At 41.5% G+C, this 17493-nt stretch carries 13 protein-coding genes, 1 tRNA gene and 1 pseudogene; 9 read left to right on the top strand and 6 right to left on the bottom strand.

The annotated features are described in order from the left end of the window. Position 1: 1 nt before the first annotated feature. The gene (locus tag MTT29_RS05490) at positions 2 to 577 is read right to left on the bottom strand and encodes a BON domain-containing protein (protein WP_429800002.1); all 576 of its coding nucleotides are present in this window, start codon (positions 575 to 577) and stop codon (positions 2 to 4) included. A 75-nt stretch (positions 578 to 652) separates the two neighbouring features. Here MTT29_RS05490 and MTT29_RS05485 point away from each other — a divergent pair. Next, positions 653 to 750, top strand: a tRNA-Sec gene (locus MTT29_RS05485). 121 nt (positions 751 to 871) lie between these two features. Here the strand turns inward: MTT29_RS05485 and MTT29_RS05480 are convergent. From MTT29_RS05480 to MTT29_RS05465, 4 genes and pseudogenes are all read right to left on the bottom strand, one after another. After that, complete coding sequence (locus MTT29_RS05480; protein WP_103574215.1) at positions 872 to 1213, bottom strand: hypothetical protein; 342 nt, start codon at positions 1211 to 1213, stop codon at positions 872 to 874. A 2-nt stretch (positions 1214 to 1215) separates the two neighbouring features. Next, a complete protein-coding gene (locus MTT29_RS05475; RefSeq protein ID WP_429800001.1) occupies positions 1216 to 2538 on the bottom strand; it encodes an NFACT RNA binding domain-containing protein in 1323 nt (440 codons plus the stop codon). Between the two features lie 71 nt (positions 2539 to 2609). Continuing rightward, on the bottom strand, positions 2610 to 3134 hold the full coding sequence (locus MTT29_RS05470) for a methyl-accepting chemotaxis protein (protein WP_103575376.1): 525 nt from the start codon (positions 3132 to 3134) through the stop codon (positions 2610 to 2612). Positions 3135 to 3896: 762 nt separating this feature from the next. Further along, positions 3897 to 4424 (bottom strand): annotated as a pseudogene (locus MTT29_RS05465) (cache domain-containing protein); the annotation flags it as partial. 546 nt (positions 4425 to 4970) lie between these two features. On the opposite strand from MTT29_RS05465, the gene MTT29_RS05460 reads away from it, so the two are divergent. Both MTT29_RS05460 and leuC read left to right on the top strand, forming a co-directional pair. Then, complete coding sequence (locus MTT29_RS05460; RefSeq protein WP_429800000.1) at positions 4971 to 7082, top strand: TonB-dependent siderophore receptor; 2112 nt, start codon at positions 4971 to 4973, stop codon at positions 7080 to 7082. 83 nt (positions 7083 to 7165) lie between these two features. After that, positions 7166 to 8431 carry a 3-isopropylmalate dehydratase large subunit gene (gene leuC / locus MTT29_RS05455; protein ID WP_012140464.1) on the top strand — a complete coding sequence of 422 codons (1266 nt, stop codon included), beginning with the start codon at positions 7166 to 7168 and terminating at the stop codon, positions 8429 to 8431. Positions 8432 to 8723: 292 nt separating this feature from the next. On the opposite strand, the gene MTT29_RS05450 is transcribed toward leuC, so the two are convergent. After that, a complete protein-coding gene (locus MTT29_RS05450; protein WP_012140463.1) occupies positions 8724 to 8981 on the bottom strand; it encodes a SemiSWEET family transporter in 258 nt (85 codons plus the stop codon). Positions 8982 to 9204: 223 nt separating this feature from the next. On the opposite strand from MTT29_RS05450, the gene MTT29_RS05445 reads away from it, so the two are divergent. The 6 genes from MTT29_RS05445 (at position 9205) to MTT29_RS05420 (ending at position 17356) form a co-directional block, all read left to right on the top strand. Continuing rightward, positions 9205 to 9780 carry a molybdenum cofactor guanylyltransferase gene (locus MTT29_RS05445; protein WP_429799999.1) on the top strand — a complete coding sequence of 192 codons (576 nt, stop codon included), beginning with the start codon at positions 9205 to 9207 and terminating at the stop codon, positions 9778 to 9780. Further along, positions 9773 to 10741, top strand: coding sequence for a phospholipase A (locus MTT29_RS05440; protein WP_429799998.1), 969 nt, complete (start codon positions 9773 to 9775; stop codon positions 10739 to 10741). The genes MTT29_RS05445 and MTT29_RS05440 overlap by 8 nt, the downstream gene beginning before the upstream one ends. Positions 10742 to 10906: 165 nt before the next feature. Next, positions 10907 to 12301 carry a GntP family permease gene (locus tag MTT29_RS05435; protein WP_429799997.1) on the top strand — a complete coding sequence of 465 codons (1395 nt, stop codon included), beginning with the start codon at positions 10907 to 10909 and terminating at the stop codon, positions 12299 to 12301. Further along, a complete protein-coding gene (locus MTT29_RS05430) occupies positions 12298 to 13428 on the top strand; it encodes a glycerate kinase family protein (RefSeq protein WP_429799996.1) in 1131 nt (376 codons plus the stop codon). The genes MTT29_RS05435 and MTT29_RS05430 overlap by 4 nt, the downstream gene beginning before the upstream one ends. Positions 13429 to 13614: 186 nt before the next feature. After that, a complete protein-coding gene (locus MTT29_RS05425) occupies positions 13615 to 14352 on the top strand; it encodes a 4Fe-4S dicluster domain-containing protein (RefSeq protein ID WP_103574068.1) in 738 nt (245 codons plus the stop codon). Between the two features lie 13 nt (positions 14353 to 14365). Continuing rightward, entirely contained in the window at positions 14366 to 17356 is a 2991-nt protein-coding gene (locus MTT29_RS05420) for a molybdopterin dinucleotide binding domain-containing protein (RefSeq protein ID WP_429799995.1), read from the top strand. The last annotated feature ends 137 nt before the right edge of the window (positions 17357 to 17493 follow it).

Raw genomic sequence — 17493 nt, 5'->3', positions numbered from 1 at the left:
TTTATTTGATAACTTTGATAAACGAATAGACATCCGCCACGCCATCAATGTGCTTAGCGTACCAAATGGCGTGCTTTTCTTGCTCGATGCTATCTACCACGCCACTAAAAACAACGTCACAGCCAACGATGCTAACACGCACATTTGTGCCCTCAACGACGCTATCTTTGAAGAGATTTTGCTTTAAATTTGCAAGAATGCTTAGGCTATCGCACGGATACTCGCTCTTTTTTACCCTAATATAGGTGTAAATTTTTCGCACACCGTCCGTGCTTTTGGCAAGCTCAACTAGCTTATCTTCAAGCTCTTTGCTATCAACAAGCCCTATGAGATAGGCATCGCCGTAAAAGACCTCTACCTCGATGTCGATGTTGCTAAGCCCTTTTGAAAAGAAAATTTTGCTTTGTAGCTTGCTTTGGATAAATTTATCACGAGAGATCGAGTAGATACCGCGTTTATCGCGAGAAATGGAGTATGCGTCATATACATTTAGTGGTGCTGTTGCTGGGGTGAGGACTGAGGAGCAAGAGCAAAAAAATAAGACCAAAAATGCAAAAACGCTAAATTTAGAAATCATAAATCCTTTTGTAATTTCAAAAAGTTTATAGAAAATGGGCTAAAATTTATCTAAATCTGCTAAAATAACGCGCACGGAGGATAAAGTAATCTGGTGATGCTCACGGGCTTCAAACCCGATGACTGGGCGGTTGACCGTCTGGTGGGGAGTTCGATTCTCTCATCCTCTCGCCACTTTTTCTTCTTTTAAATTTCTGCTTTTTAAATGATCTTTTTTTGATTTTAAGGCGCAGTTAGCTAGTAAATTTTAAAAATAATGGTCACAAATTTAAACCATGATCTTTAAATTTAAAAATTAAATTTTTATATCCAAAACGTGTGGCTCTTCGCTCTCTTCTTCGCTATCAAGCTCGTCTTCTAAGACCTCTTCATCTTTAGCTTTTGCGTTTTGCTCTTCATTTTCAAACTCGCTCGCCTCTTCTTCGCTCTTTTGACGCTCGTGCTCTTTTTCAGGATCAAGTCTATACGACTCCTCCATCGGACGTACCTCTTTGATCTCCTCGTTTTGCTGAGTGGCTAGCTCAGATGCCATTAGCGCTTGCATGTCAAAGCGTGCTTGCTGGTTTGCATGCACCTGCGAGACGACTGGGGCGTTTTGGTTGATGAAGTTGCTATTTCCTAAAGGTGTTACCGCCATTTTTAGCCTTTATTTATGATGATCGTTTTGTAGTTTGTGTAAGTGACGTTCGCGCCATTTTCACGCCTTAAATTTTCGCGTTTGGTGTAATCCACCTCGTATCTGCCAGCCCCTTTTACGCTAAACTCCACGCAAAATTTAGCCGCCATCTCCAGCACGTCTTCTGGCACTTTGCTCTTGTTTGTCTTGATGATGACGTGAGCGCTTGGGACGTCTTTTAGATGAAGCCAGATGTCATCTTTTTTGGCTAGATCAAGTAAATTTATATTGCCTTTTTCGTTTCTGCCAACTAAAATTTTAAACTCTCTAACGTAAAAAATTTCAGCATTTTCGCTCACATCTTTTATGTGTCTCTCTCTTTGTTTTGCCTTGTTTTTTGGGCTTAAAATTTCAAGCTCATAGGCACTATTTGCCTCTTTTAAAAGTGACTTTAGACCTTCTAAAAACTCGATCTTTTCACTTAAATTTCTCTTTTCTATCTCCACTCCAAGGGCTTTTGCCCGAAGTTTTTTTGACCTTGCATAAAATTCATTTGCGCTATTTTTTGGCGTATCGCTAAGAGTTAGTTTTATCTCGTTGCCATCAAAATCATTAAGACAAATTTCTCTCTCATAGCCCTTAAAATTTGCCAAATTTGCAAGCAAGAGCGAGCCGTAGTTTGCAAACTCTTCGCTCTTTTTCATAAGCTCATCTTTATCTTCAAGCGAGTTTAAAATTTCCCTCATGCTATCTATCTTTTTTTGCGCACTTGCAAGCTTTGCCTCTTTTAGCCCAGCTATCCTTGCTTCATTTATCCTAGTGGCTTCACTTTTAAAAAACTCATCAAAGTCCGTTATAGGCTCGCACGGCTTTTCTTTTATAGCGATGGCTGGCAGCTCTTTTAAAACTTCGCCAGTTTCTATTTTTCGGTAGCTATTGTCGATATGTCTTAGTGCCTCGATAATGACGTTGTTTTCATCAGTTATCACGGCGTTTGTAAAGCGGCCAGTAAATTCAAGATAGAGAATGAAATTTTCGCTTTTATATGAGCCACTTTGCGTGCAGGTAAATCTTAAAATTCTATTGTCTTTTAGGCACTCGACGCTTTTTATATGCGAGGCGTTAAAGCGCTTTTTTAGGACATTATCAAAGGGTGCTTGATAAATTTTAGCCTCTTTTAGCTCGTTATCTTTGTAGATCGCTGAGTTTGACTTATTTAGATCAAAAATGATCTTTTCGCCGCTAAATTCGATAAGTATAGCCATATCGCTTACGCGCTTTGCTTGGCTTATCTTTTTAAATTTTGATAGATAACTTGCTATTTGAACTAAATGTGCGTACTTCATACGGGGATTATATCAGAAATGTTGCAAAAATGTTTTAACAAAGAGTCCTAGCTGGTTTGCTAGGACAAAAGTTAAAATTTGTTTTTAGCGACCTCTTTTACGATCTGATCAGCTATCTCATCGACCTCGTTTGTGGCTTTGTTTGTTTGATTTGCCACTTCAAGATTTTCTTTTGTTAGATTATCGATGTCGGCAACTAGCGTATTTATCTGGGCGATCGCTATGGTTTGCTCATTTATCGCCGCACTCATGTCGTCGATGTTTTGCGTTAGGATATTTGCATTTGCTTCGATCTCGCCAAGGCTTTTTTGAGTGCGCTCGGCTAAATTTCTAACCTCATCAGCCACCACCGCAAAGCCTCTGCCATGCTCGCCCGCACGTGCTGCTTCTATTGCAGCGTTAAGAGCTAGTAAATTTGTCTGATCGGCTATGTCGTGGATGATGGTGATGATATTTTTTATCTCCTCAGACTGCCTTTTGACATCGTCTGATCTAGCATTTACCTGCCTCATAGACGCACTCATTTGCTCAACCGCAGCCGCACCCTCAGAGAGCGATGTCGCGCTCTTGTTTGCCTTAGTGGTAAGCTCCTGCATGTAGCCTTTTAGCACCTTTGCACGGTCTTCTAGCAGTTTTGCGATCTCTTCGTTGTTTTTTAACATCTGTGCGATCTTATCGCCAAGCGCGTCAATACCTTTTGCGATGACGCCATCGTCGTTTATCCTAGCGGTAAAGTCGTTTTTAAAGTAAATTTCTAGCGCTTTTAAGATGTCGTGCTCGTTTGAAGCGATATTTGTCTTTAGTGCGTCACGTAGCTCGCCAAATGCCTCTTTCAGCTTAAGCAGTGCTTGGCTATTTGTCGTCGCTTCAAGCGTTGCTCTAAAGTCGCCACCTTTTATCTTGCTTACAAATTCTTGCGTTTTAGCTAGAAATTCGCGCTCGCTATTTAAATTCTCTTTTGTGCTTTCTATATTTTCATTGATGATAGCAGCCATAACGCCTAGCTCGTCGCTTGTTTTTAGCTTGATAGGTTCGACGTTTGAAGTTTTGTTATTTATAAATTTAAAGACTTCGATTAGGCCATTTTGTATCGTTAGAACTGGTCTTAAGAAGTATCTAACGACCACGATGATAGCTATGATGACTGAGATCAAAAACAGACTAAACATCAAAATTTGCTTATTTGAAGCACTTTGAATTTCAGCCACAAACTCATCAGCGTCAGCCACTATACAGACGTTCCAGCCTGTTAGCTTTTGGTTTTGGCAGTAGATGACGTTTCTCATACCGTTATGGAAAAATAGCGAAACCTTGTCGCCTTCTATGCTCTTTTTCATATTTTCTTTGATGAGGCTTTTGTAGTTTTCATCTTCTTTTGTGATCAAATTTATATCAGGATGAACTATCACTTTGCCGTTGTCATCGGCGATCATGATGTTTGAAGTTTTAGTTGTTTTTATCTCTAAAAGCTCCTGGCTAAGGCCGTTTAAAAAGATATTTGCGCCAAGAACCGCAACCATTTTATTGCTTTCATCAAAAACTGGAGCATAAGCGGTAATGGTTAAATTTTTAGACGAAACATCGATATATGGCTCGGAAAATCCAGCCTTGCCACTACTAAGTGCATCCTTAAACCAAGCCCTCGTGCGACCGTCAAAATTTGGTATCAAAAATGGCTTGTTGTTTTTCAAAAGATCGGTCTTGATGACGTTGCCATTATCTGCATAGCCTACAAATAGCGCGTCAAATGGCGAAATGACAAACGCACCTTTTAACGCCTCAGCTATATCGTCCCTACTGGCATAGAGCTTTTTATCCTCTAGCTCTTTTGCAAAGGTTTGCACCATGTGAAGTCTTGACTTTAAAAACTCATCGACAAAATACATCGTCGATTTTAGACCAGTTTTACGCACATTGTTGTAGGACTGAATTTTTTCCGATTTGGAATTTGAGTAGTTTATGCTAAAAAATATGCCTATGCCTATTAGCATCCAAGCTGTCAGCAAAAAGGCTATCTTGTTAGACAAGCTAGAAAAAAGTCTTTTCATCTTAAATCCTTTTAAAATTTTCGGCGTATTTTATAATAAAAGTTAAACAATATCTCTTAATTTTTATTTTTAAGAAAGAATGGCAAAAAGTAGCTAAATAACGCTTGTTATGATAAATTTTGCTAAATTTTATTAATTTCATTATCCAAAGTAATAAATAGAGTATTTTAGGGATTTAGAATAAAATTTAAGGCTAAATTTGACGTTGAATTTATTTTAGTTACTTAAATTATAATTTTAAAATATACAAATAATAAAAATAGTATTTTTGTGCGATTGAGAAATTTTCATAAATATAATGTAAATTAATTCATTAAAAATTAAATTTCAATTTTATACAATGATAACGATTTTTAAAATAATTAATTTTTTAAAGGAGAATAATTGAGTAAATTTCGCATTAGTATCGCACTTTGTTTTGCGATTTCAGCTTTAAATGGCGCTGATGTAAATTTAGAAGGTGTTAGCGTAGAAGATAGCGCGGATGATGGCTATAGGGCGACAACGAGCGAAGTTGGCAAGACAAATACACCTATCCTCGAGATACCCCAGACCGTAAACGTCGTGACAGCGCAGCAGCTAAAAGACAAAAAGCCAGAGACACTAGCAGAGAGCCTTCAAAACGTGAGCGGCGTTAGCTACGCAAACTCGACTGGAGGGATATTTGACGCAGTTTTGAAACGTGGATTTGGCAAAAACAGAGATGGCTCTATAATGCGAAATGGCACTTCAGCTGGCGTTAGACATAGTTTTAATGCAACCGTGCAAACAGTAGAGGTGCTAAAAGGGCCAGCTAGTTTGCTTTACGGCGTGCAAGACCCTGGCGGGATCATAAATTTAGTTACCAAAAAACCGCTTTACGACTTTAGCCATGAAATTTACGCTGGTGCTGGCAACAACCACTACTACAACTATGGTTTTGATAGCACCGGACCTATCGGAGAAAGCGGCTTTGCATATAGATTTATTTTCGATCAAAGCGGCAAACACTACTGGCGAGAGTATGGTAAATTTAAGTCCTTGCTAGTAGCCCCAAGCCTCAGCTATAAAGGCGAGGACTACCGCATCGACGCTGCCTACTCATACGGACGCTACACCGATCCGCTTGACCGCGGTAACTACATGGTGACAAACAAAACTGCCGCATATAAAAACTGGGACGGCAAATTTCTACTAAGCGATCCCAAAAAGAGGCTCGATGAGAAATTTAACGAGATAAAGGGCGAAATTCACACATTTGATGTCGGTTTTGAGAAAAATTTGAGCGAAAATTGGCTTTTAAAAGCAAACTACGCCTTTACAAGATCAATGCACGAGTACGGACAAATGCGGGTTAGAAATTTTACTCCAGCAACTGACTTAGTCACTAGAGAAAATTCTTACTATTACGATTTTGAGCACAGAACTCACGCTGGCGGGATAAATTTAAACGGCATAGTTGAGACCGGCCCCATCTCGCATAACCTAATAACAGGCGTGGATCTAAAAGAGGAGCTTCGCCGCAGGGCAAATTCTTACAGAAGTCAAGGCGGAGCAAATAACGTAAATTTATACAACCTTGTATTTGGCACCGCCTCTTTAGTAAAAACACCAAATCAAAACGACAAGCAGTATCAAAGGATACGCAGCATCGGCACATACGTGCAAGATAATATAAATTTAACCGAAAATCTAATCTTCGCGCTCGGCTTAAGATATGAGTACTACGATCAGCTTGGTGGCAAGGGCGAGCCATTTAAAACAGCTACCGACAGCCACGGTGGCAAGCTGATATATCAAACTGGCCTTCTTTACCTACTAAATAAAGAGTGGTCGGTCTATGCGAACTATGCTCAAAGCTTTAAGCCGCAAATATCTATGAATGACGATCTTGGCTCGCTAGATCCTGAAGAGGGCAACTCTATCGAGCTTGGAAGCAAATTTCAAAACGATAACATTACAGCTACTGCAGCCATTTTTGATATCAAAAAGAAAAACGTAGCCTACAGCCTAAACAACATCACTTATGCAAGTGGCGAGGTGTGCTCACGTGGCTTTGAGCTAGACGCAAACGGCAAAATAACAAAGGGGCTTACTTTGGGGACGAGTTACGCCTATACAAAGACAAAGACTCTAAAAGACGAGGAGAACACTTGGAAGGTTGGCAAGCCATTTGACGCCACACCAAAGCACCAGGCAAGCTTGCTCGCAAACTACGACTTTACCCACCTTGGGCTAAAAGGCTTTAGGCTAGGCGGTGGGGCTAGATACTTTGGCTCATGGTTTGCCTACTCAAATTCTGGTGACGCATACAAGATGCCTCATGCTGTGACTTATGACGCATTTGCTAGCTACACAACTAAAATTTCAGGCTATGAGACAAATTTTCAGCTTAATGTGAAAAATTTGACTGATAAAATTTACTACACTTCTTACAATTCAGAGGGCAAAAATATCCTAGCCATCGTGCCAGGATATGGCAGGCAGTTTATGCTCACGGCATCGGTTAAATTTTAGTTTCACTAAGCCTTTTGGCTTGGTGAATTTTCTTTAAATTTAGCTATTTTTGTTAAAATCGCCTCAAAATTTAAAGGAAATTTATGAAACAAACCATCACAGAAAAAATATTTTCAGATCACGTTGGCAAAGAGGTAAGCGCAGGAGAGATCATCGAGAGCAAGATCGATATGATCATAGGCAACGACATCACTACGCCTATTTCGATCAAGCAGTTTGAGCGAAGTGGTGCTAAAAAGCTAGCTAACCCAGATGGCTTTGCCATCGTGATGGACCACTACATCCCGACAAAGGACATCCTAAGCGCAAATCAAGCCAAAATTTCACGCGAATTTGCCTACAAACACGACCTTAAAAACTATTTTGACGAAAAAGATATGGGTATCGAGCACGCGATTTTGCCTGAAAAAGGGCTAGTCATCCCAGGCGACGTCATCATCGGCGCAGACAGCCACACCTGTACGCACGGCGCTCTTGGAGCCTTTAGCACCGGCATGGGTAGCACCGACCTAGCTTATGCGATGATCACGGGCAAAAACTGGTTTAAAGTGCCTGAGAGCATCAAGGTCGTCTTTAAAGGCAAGCTTGATAAGCACGTCTACGGCAAGGATCTCATCCTTGAGATCATCCGACAAATAGGCGTTGATGGCGCACTTTACAAGGCGCTTGAGTTTAGCGGCGAGGTGATAGATGGCCTTAGTATGGATGATAGATTTTCAATGTGCAACATGGCGATCGAAGCTGGCGCAAAGAGCGGTATCATCGCGGTTGATGAGATCACAAAAGAGTTTTTAAAAGATAAAAATTTACGCGATAAACCAAAATTTTTCTACTCAGACGAGGGCGCAAAATACGACAAAATTTTAGAGATCGATGTCACAAACCTTGATCCAGTCATCGCATATCCATTTTTGCCAAGCAACGGCAAGAGCGTAAGACAGGCGGTTCGCGACGATCTAGCTATAGATCAGGCATTTATCGGCTCATGCACAAATGGCCGTCTAAGCGACCTTCGCATCGCAGCGCAAATCCTAAAAGGCAAAAAAGTAGCCCGCAAAACAAGGCTCATCATCACTCCAGCGACGCAAAAGATCGCAAGAGCTGCTGAAAAAGAGGGGCTTATCGACATTTTCATAGAAGCTGGCGCAGTTGTGAGCAACCCAACTTGTGGTGCTTGTCTTGGCGGATATATGGGAATTTTGGGTGCAAATGAACGCTGCATATCGACTACAAATAGAAATTTCGTCGGTCGTATGGGCGATAGGACTAGTGAAATTTATCTAGCTAACTCGGCGGTTGTGGCGGCTTCAGCGATAGCTGGTAAAATCGCCGATCCAAGGGACTTATAGGCGTTAGCTTTTAAGTATCTTTGAATGAGTTAGAAATTTTCACACTTCGATAAACTAGATGTTTTATCTTGTGTGAAAATTTCGTCACAACATCCAAATCTATCTTAAAATCTTGCCGCTAAATTTTAAAGCCCGCTTCGCGATACTTCGCCTTACGTTTTTGACAAAATTTGACTATTTTTTTAGCATCTAAATTTATTTTTGAAATATCAAAGAAATTTGAAGAGTTTGTATAAAATAAATTTAACCGGCAAATCCAGCTATTTTTGCAAATTTGCCGGTTTTTAGCGCATTAAAACGCTGTTATAGTTGCCAAAAGTCCAAAGATTATGCCTGGTAGGTTTGCAGCAGCTAGCGGATAGTCTCTTTTAGATTTTAGTAGGCCGTAACTTGTCCAGATCGTGCAGTTTAGCGCAGCCGCTAGTGGCTGTATATAAGGCGTTTTGTTGCCATCAAGGTTGCCCATTATCTGTGGGATGTATGAAAAGTACATAACAACCGATAAGCACGTGCCTATCCAACCTAAAATTTGTAAATTTCTTTCACTCATGTGATCTCCTTTAAAAGTAAACCATTATATTATTCTTAGCTTTATGATTAGCGTGGTAAAAAAATTAATTTTATCTGCTAAAAAGTAGCCCTTGTTTTGGCAAAAGCGCTCTTTTTTGCAAATTTAAGGGCAAAGCTTTGCAAAGTGATAATAAATTTAAAACAAGATGAGTTAGAAAATTTGGTTATACTTTTGTAATTTTTGAAATTTAAAAGGATAAAAGATGCAAACTTGCGTCATTTTAGCAGGTGGCAAGAGCTCGCGCATGGGGCAGGATAAGACCTTGCTGCCATTTGGGGGATTTGAAACACTCACGCACTATCAGGTTGCTAAATTTAGCAAAGTCTTTGATGAGGTTTTTGTAAGCTCTAAATTTGAGAAATTTAACCCGCCTCTAAAGCTCATAAAAGATGAGAGCAGTGATGATTATTCGCCGATGTTAGCGCTTTACTGCGTGCTAAAAAGCTTTGATCACAGCGTCTTTATCATCCCAGCTGATATGCCATTTTTTGACCCAAAAAGTCTTGGCGAGCTGACTAAATTTAAAGATGAATTTGAGATGGTCGTGGCTGGTGATGATGAGCATATCCACTCGCTTTGTGGCTTTTTTAGCCCAAGCTTAGCCCCATTAGCCAAAGAGCTTTACCAAAAAAATGAGCATAAAATCGGACTTTTACGAAAAAACTGCAAGTGCAAGATAGTAAATTTTGAGGACAAAGAGCAGTTTTTTAACGTAAATTTCCCAGATGAGTACAAAATAGCAAATGAAATTCAAAAAAAGGAGCAAAGAGATGCCTAAATTTATACTATTTTTGGCTCTTGGCTTTAGCCTTTTAGCAGCAAGCGAACTTAGCGAGTTTCAAAGAGCGCAAGCACTTGAGCAAAGTGGCGACATAAAAGGTGCTATGCAAATTTATAAAAGCATTGCCGAAAACTCTATAAACGCGCAAAGCTTAGCTTCCAAGACTAGTCTAAATGCCGAGCCAGCGACGCCAGAAGCAAAGATAAAGCAGGCTAAGATCACACAAGAAAACAAGGCTGAACATCATCTGCAAAACGCACTTGGCATCGAGCTTTATAAATTTAATTACCTTTTACCAGTAACTTACGCTAAAACTGTGCCAGATGATGGGCGAAAGAGCGTTGAGACCAAGTTTCAAATAAGCCTTGCAAAGCCGCTATTTTACGACGTTTTTGGTCTTAGAGAGAGCCTAGTGGCAGCCTATACACAGACTTCGTGGTGGCAGATCACTAAAAAGTCATCGCCGTTTCGCGAGACAAACTATCAGCCTGAAATTTTCTTAAATTTCGCCTCACCAAAATATCTAGAGAAAATCGGCATCCAAAATCTAAAATTTGGCCTTTTGCATGAGTCAAATGGACGAGATGGCAGCAAATCAAGAAGCTGGAACAGAGCCTACGTGCAAGGCGATCTTGTCTATGGAAATTTAACCATCTCGCCAAGAGTTTGGAGCGTGATCGGCGAAAAGAACGACAACAAAGAAATTTTAAACTACATCGGACACGGCGACGTAAGGCTTAGTTACAACCTAAACGACCACATCTTTAGCCTAATGCTAAGAAATAACTTACATTTTGATAAAACAAATAAAGGCGCGGCCGAACTTTCATATATGTTTCCGATATTTTCAAGCGGCGTTTATGGCTATTTGCAGTATTTTACAGGATACGGCGAGAGCTTGATTGATTATGATAGGCACACAGATAAGGTTGGTCTTGGTTTTGTTATTTTAAAATAGCCTTAAAAATTTAATCTTATAAAGTGGCTAAATTTGGGCAGATAATGCAAATTTCAGAAAAATAATGAAAAAAATTTAACTAATAGAAAAACTTAAAAATATTAGAAAAAATATAAGCAAATTTTGCTAAAATCACTAGCAAAATCTCACAATAAAGGAGTTTTCATGAGCGGAATGGCTTTGATTGTCTGTTTTGTTATAGCAATCATCCTTATGATCCTTATGATCTCAAAGTTCAAGGTGCATCCATTTTTGGCACTTATGAGTATATCTTTGGTACTCGCGATCGTCGCAGGTATCGATCTATCCAAGATCCCAGCGATGATAGGCGTTGGTTTTAGTGGCACATTTAAGAGCATCGGCATCGTCATCATCTTTGGAACGATCATCGGTACAGTGCTTGAAAAAACTGGAGCTGCGCTAAAGCTAGCTGACATGGTCGTAAAGCTAGTCGGACAAAGACGCCCTGAGCTTGCCATGCTTATAATGGGCTGGGTTGTAGGCATACCAGTATTTTGCGATAGCGGTTTTGTCGTCTTAAACTCTATCCGCGAGGCACTTTATAAGAAAATTTCAGCAAGCCCAGTTGCTATGTCAGTAGCACTTAGTGGCGGCCTATACGCTTCTCACGTCTTCATCCCACCAACTCCTGGCCCGATAGCCGCTGCTGGCACACTTGGCCTTGGCGGAAATTTACTTCTTGTCATCATCATGGGTACAGTAGTTTCAGTGCCTGTTTTGGTAGCTGTTTATTTCTTTTCAAAAAGTATCGCTAAAAGCGTAACTATCAGCGATAAAGAGGCTGACGCTACGATAACAGCAAGTTACGAGGAGCTTTTAAATAAATTTGGCAAATTGCCTAGCGGATTTTTGAGCCTTGCTCCTATAATCATGCCTATCATCTTCATGGCGGTTGGCTCTGTGGTTGATGTTTTGGCAAAACAAGGCATGCTTGATAAAGCTGCGCTCTTGCCAAAGATATTTTTATTTTTAGGTAACCCTATCATCGCCCTTGCGATCGGCGTGATCTTTTGCGTATTTTTACTAGCTGAAACTAAAAAAATGAGAGAATTTGACCACATCACAAACGAATCATTAAAGATCGCTGGTCCTATACTCTTTATCACCGCAGCTGGCGGCGTTTTGGGCAACGTCATCACTGAGGCTGGCTTTGTAAATTTCATAAAAGAAAATGCCTCAACTATAAAAGCGATAGGAATTTTCTTCCCATTCATCATCTCAGCTGTGCTAAAAACCGCTCAAGGAAGCTCGACTGTGGCTATCATCACGACAGCCTCTATCATGGGCGCATTTAGCGCTGACAACTCGCTCATGCACACACTTGGCTTTACGAGCGAAATTTCAGCCGCACTTTGCGTCATGGCGATAGCATCTGGTGCGATGTGCGTATCTCACGCAAACGATAGCTACTTCTGGGTCGTGACAAACTTTAGTAAGATGACCGCAGATCAAGGATATCGCACACAAACAGCGATGACATTTATCATGGGCGTTGTTGGTATGATCAGCGTTTATATTTTATCTTTGGTGCTTTTATGAGAATTTTGGTTGCGATTGATTCATTAAAAGGCTCGCTAAGCTCGCTTGAAGCGGGCCTTGCTATAAAAGAGGCGCTTGAGGATTTTTGTGACGTCGTCGTAAAGCCAGTCGCTGACGGCGGTGAGGGCAGCGTGGAGGCTATGGCTGACGCACTTGATGCGAAATTTATAGATACCATTGTAAAAAACCCGCTTGGGACTGAAATTTTAGCTAGATATGCCCTAAAAGACGACCTTGCCATACTTGAGATGTCTAGTGCTTCAGGACTTACTCTCATAAATCCTGATGAGAGAAATCCTATGAAAACTAGCACATTTGGCTTTGGTCAGATGATAAAAGATGCCATTAGTAAAGGTGCTAGAAAATTTATCATAGGCATCGGCGGAAGTGCGACAAATGACGCTGGCACAGGTATGCTAAGCGCTCTTGGATTTAAATTTTATGACAAAAATAGCGCTTTGCTTGAGGGCAAAGGTGAGGATCTAGCTCAAATTTGTGAGTTTTCAGATGAAGAGGCTCTAAAAGAGCTAAAAGAGTGCGAATTTTTAATCGCTTGTGACGTAGATAACCCACTTTACGGACAAAAGGGCGCAGCCTACGTCTATGCCCCACAAAAGGGCGCAAATGGCCGCATGGTAAAGCAGCTTGATGATGGCTTAAAGCACTTTGCAAGCCTTGTAAAAGAGAAAAATGGCACCAAATTTCACACGCAAAAGGGCGCTGGAGCAGCTGGCGGACTTGGCTTTGCTTTTGTGGCATTTTTGGGAGCGAAGCTCAAGCCTGGCATCGAAATCATCACGCAGACAATAGCGCTTGAAGATGAGATCAAAAAGGCTGATCTTGTCATCACTGGCGAGGGCCGCATGGACTTTCAAAGCACCATGGGCAAGACCCCAACAGGCGTGGCAAAGCTAGCTAAGAGGCATCATAAGCCAGTCATCGCGCTTGCTGGAAGCGTGCAAAGGTGCGCCAAAGACTGCCATAAGCACGGCATAGATGCCTATTTTTGCATACTAAATGAGCCAATGAGCCTTGAAGAAGCCATGCGAAAAGATAATGCCATTAGAAATTTAAAGATGACTGCCGAGCAAGTCATCCGCCTTTATATGCTAAATCGCAAAGCATAAATTTAAAAAAGATAGAAGCTAAATTTCTATCTTTTTCTCTCTAAATTTAACTTCAAATTTTACTCACAAAGTGCTACAAAAATTCTCAAAATTTAATACATTTTGCAAAAATATAAAATAAACTTTAGAAAAAAAATTTACTATGTTAAAATAAGAAAAACTTCTAAAAAGAAAGGAGAATTTCTTATGCAACAGACCCTAAACTCTCGTCGCAGTTTTATCGCAGCTGCAGGACTATTTTTTGCTACGACTGCACTAAAGGCGGCACCAAAGGACTTTAGTGGTAGTGGTGTTCGCTACGGCATGGCGATAGATCTAACAAGATGTGTTGGCTGTCAGTCATGTACTATGAGCTGTATGTTGGAAAATGACGTTCAGCCAGGTGCTTTTAGAACCATTGTCTCTGAGTACGAGGCAAAGGATAAAAGCGGTAAAATGGCGGTCATTGCGTCACTTCCAAGACTTTGCAATCACTGCAACAAACCAGCCTGTATCGACGTTTGTCCAACAGGAGCAAGCTATCAAAGAAGCAACGGCATCGTAAAGATCGACACAAAAGAGTGCATAGGCTGTGCGCTTTGCGTGGAGGCCTGTCCATATCACGCAAGATATCTTAGCTTGCATACCTACAAGGCCGATAAATGCACCTTCTGCGACCATAGACTAAGAGCGGGACTTCAGCCAGCATGCGTAGAGAGCTGTGTGGGTGGTAGCCGTATAATAGGCGATCTTAACGATCCTAACTCAAATATCAGGAAATTTCTAGCCACACACGAAACTATGGTCATAGATAGCCCTAAAAATACAAATCCACAGGTGTTCTACCACGGCGTTAGCGAAATTTTGGCTAAAAACGATAAGAAACTCGAGCTTGATAATGGATATAAAAAGGTTATCAGCTGGAGCGAAGAGATAGCACAGTAAAAGGAGACAAGTAATGCAAAGAAGAGAATTTTTAAAAAGATCAGCTGTACTCTCAACACTAACCGCGAGCGCTGTGCTAGCAGATGGCGAGAAAGACGACTACAAACCGCAGTCAAACTCGCTAGAGCCTGAATTTAGCGTAAAAGACGGCAAAATTTCACTTAACGACGGACATAGCGTTGTCTTTTCTATGTGTCACGGCTGTACAACGAAGTGTGGCATAAGACTTCACGTAGATGACAAAAACGACCGCGTTTTAAGATGTAGCGGAAACCCATACCACCCACTCTCAAACGTACACTGGGCAAATTTTGACACATCGATAAACGACGCACTACTTGCCACAACACTAAGCGGCGAAGATGAAAAGCGAGCCACAGTTTGCGCTAGAGGAGCGATATTACCTGAGATGATAGACTCGCCCGCAAGGATACTGACGCCACTAAAAAGAGTTGGCAAAAGAGGAGAAGGTAAGTGGAAGAGTATAAGCTTTGAACAGCTAGTAGAAGAGGTAGTAGAGGGCGGAGATCTCTTTGGTGAGGGACACGTGGACGGACTAAGAGCGATATATAGCGACGAGCTAATAGACAGCGAAAATCCAGAGTACGGCACTAAGCGCAACCAACTTTTAAGCTTTTACCTATATGACGGACGCTCAGACATCGTTGATCGCTTTGTCAAAAAGTCATTTGGCACTATCAATCACTACTCACACGGCGGAATTTGCGGTGGTGGCTTTAGGGTTGGCGGCAAGATCGCACACAACGCAAAGGGCTTTGCACACACAAAACCAGACTATGAAAACTCTAAATTTGTTATCTACTGGGGCACTTCGCCGTCAAATGGTGGCAACCCTTTCCAAAAACAGGCAAAAATGCTCTCTTACGCAAGAGGCACTAGAGATGACTTTAGCTACGCAGTGGTAGACCCAAGCGTTACAAATGCTGTAAAATACGCCTCTTCAGACAAAGGCCGCTGGATAGCGATAAAGCCAGGCACCGACTCGGCTCTAGCCATGGCGATGATACGCTGGATCATAGAAAATGAAAAATATGCCACAAACTACCTTATCCAGCCAAATTTAGACCAAGCAAAACTTGCAGGCGAGATACACTGGTGCAACGCCACGCATCTAGTCATCACCGAAAAAAGTCACAAAGACTACGGCAAATTTGCACTTATCAATAACGAGTGGCAGGTCTGCTCGCAAGATGGCAAGATACAAAGCTACAAGGTAAATGAACCAGCCAAGCTCTACTACAAAGGTAAAATTTTAATAGACGGCAAAAAGGTCGAGGTAAAAAGCTCAATGCAGCTTTTAAAAGAGTCAGCTTATAAGCATAGCTTAGAGGAGTACTCAAAAATTTGCGGTGTTAGCGTTGAAGATATCATCTGGCTTTGTGAAAATTTCACCAAAAATGGCAGACAGGTGAGCACAAACGTGCATGGCGGTATGATGCATACGCAAGCTGGTATGACTACTTATGCGATCCTTTGTCTAAATACGCTAATGGGCACTTATGGCTACAAAGGTGGCAACGTCAATGCAAGTGCCGGCACACACGAGTTTTTAAAGGGCAGATATGACCTTGAGAGCTTTGAGGGCGCTTATAAGCCAAATGGTCTAAATTTATCAAGATCAGGCAAATACTACGAAACAAGCTCTGAATATAAGCGCAAAGTAGCAGCTGGCGGCAGCGGCTATCCATCAACTCAGCCATGGTATCCTATCTCTATGCCACTTGTAAACGAAACGCTTACGAGCCACAAGGCTGGCTATCCATACAAAGTAAAAGTTTTCATAAACTACATGACAAACGTACTTTACGGCCAAGCAGGACTTGAAAGAGCGGTCTTAGACGCACTAAAAGATAGTAAAAATTTACCACTTTTCGTGGGTATCGACGCCTTCATGAACGAGACAAACGCCTATGCCGACTACATCGTGCCAGATGGGGTAAATTTAGAAAACTGGGCGCTTCCAAACTCTCTTTGGGGAACGATCGCTAAAACTTCAGTCGTGCGCTATCCAGCCGTTAGCTCAAAGCAGGCAAAGGATAAAAACGGCGGCGTGATCGACGTTGAGGCGTTTTATATAGCCGTAGCAAAGAGGCTTGGACTAAAAGGCTTTGGCAAAAATGCCTTCAAAGACAAAGACGGAAATTTCATGGACCTTGACGTAAAAGAGCAGTATTACGCAGCTGCACTAGCAAATTTAGCCTTTGACGGCGAGGGAGTGAAAGATATAAGCGACGAGGACAAAAAGCTTAGTAAGATATCAAGAGTGATGACAAAACTCGACCCTTATCTAAAAGACGAAGAGAAGCCAAAAGTAGCACACGTACTAGCAAAAGGCGGTAGATACGATAGCTACGAGAGCGCATACAAGGGCGATAAAGCAACCGTAAAAGTGCCAGCGCCTACGCCAGCTTCTATCTACTATGAGCCACTTGGCGGACACAGACACTCAGTAACGGGCGAATATATGCCAGGAGTGCCAAGTCTGATGTTGCCAGTAGCAAGTGACGGCACGCCGCTTGAGAAATTTTTCCCACGCTCTGAGTGGAAATACACAGTTAGCTCAAGAAAGTCAAATATCCAGCACTTCTACACATTTGTTAGCCCAAAACTAAGAGCTGTGCATCCTAGCAACTTCATAAGGATGGCGCCAGATGTGGCGAGCGAGCAGGGCATTCGCTCAGGCGATAAGGTCAAAGTGACTACGCCTTATGGAGCGCAGGTTGGCGAGGCGTTTGTAACAGACGGCGTTGCTAGCGGAGTTATCAGCATAGAGCATGGATTTGGCCATGACGAGTTTGGTATAAGAACGCATATGGTCGATGGAAAGCCAGCTTTTGGGATAGCAAATTTAGAAAAAGGGGTCAATCACAACAAGCTTGGACTTCTTGATCCAAAAAGAAATGGCGAATTTAGCCTAAATGACTGGCTGGTTGGTACTTGCGCTAGACAAGCACTGCCTGCAAAGATAAGAAAGATAGGCTAGTTTGATAAATTTTGGCGAGTAGAGTAAAATTTACTTGCCAAATTTTACTTTCGTGCGGCTTTTTGTTCGAGTGGCGTAAATTTATATGCAGAGTAAGCTTTTTAGGCTACTTGCAAGCTAAAAATTCTCACATATTT

Source organism: Campylobacter concisus (assembly GCF_050447485.1).
Classification (GTDB): Bacteria; Campylobacterota; Campylobacteria; order Campylobacterales; family Campylobacteraceae; genus Campylobacter_A; species Campylobacter_A concisus_BQ.
Note: the sequence above shows the minus strand (reverse complement) of the source record. Positions and strands in the feature narration are given on the sequence as shown.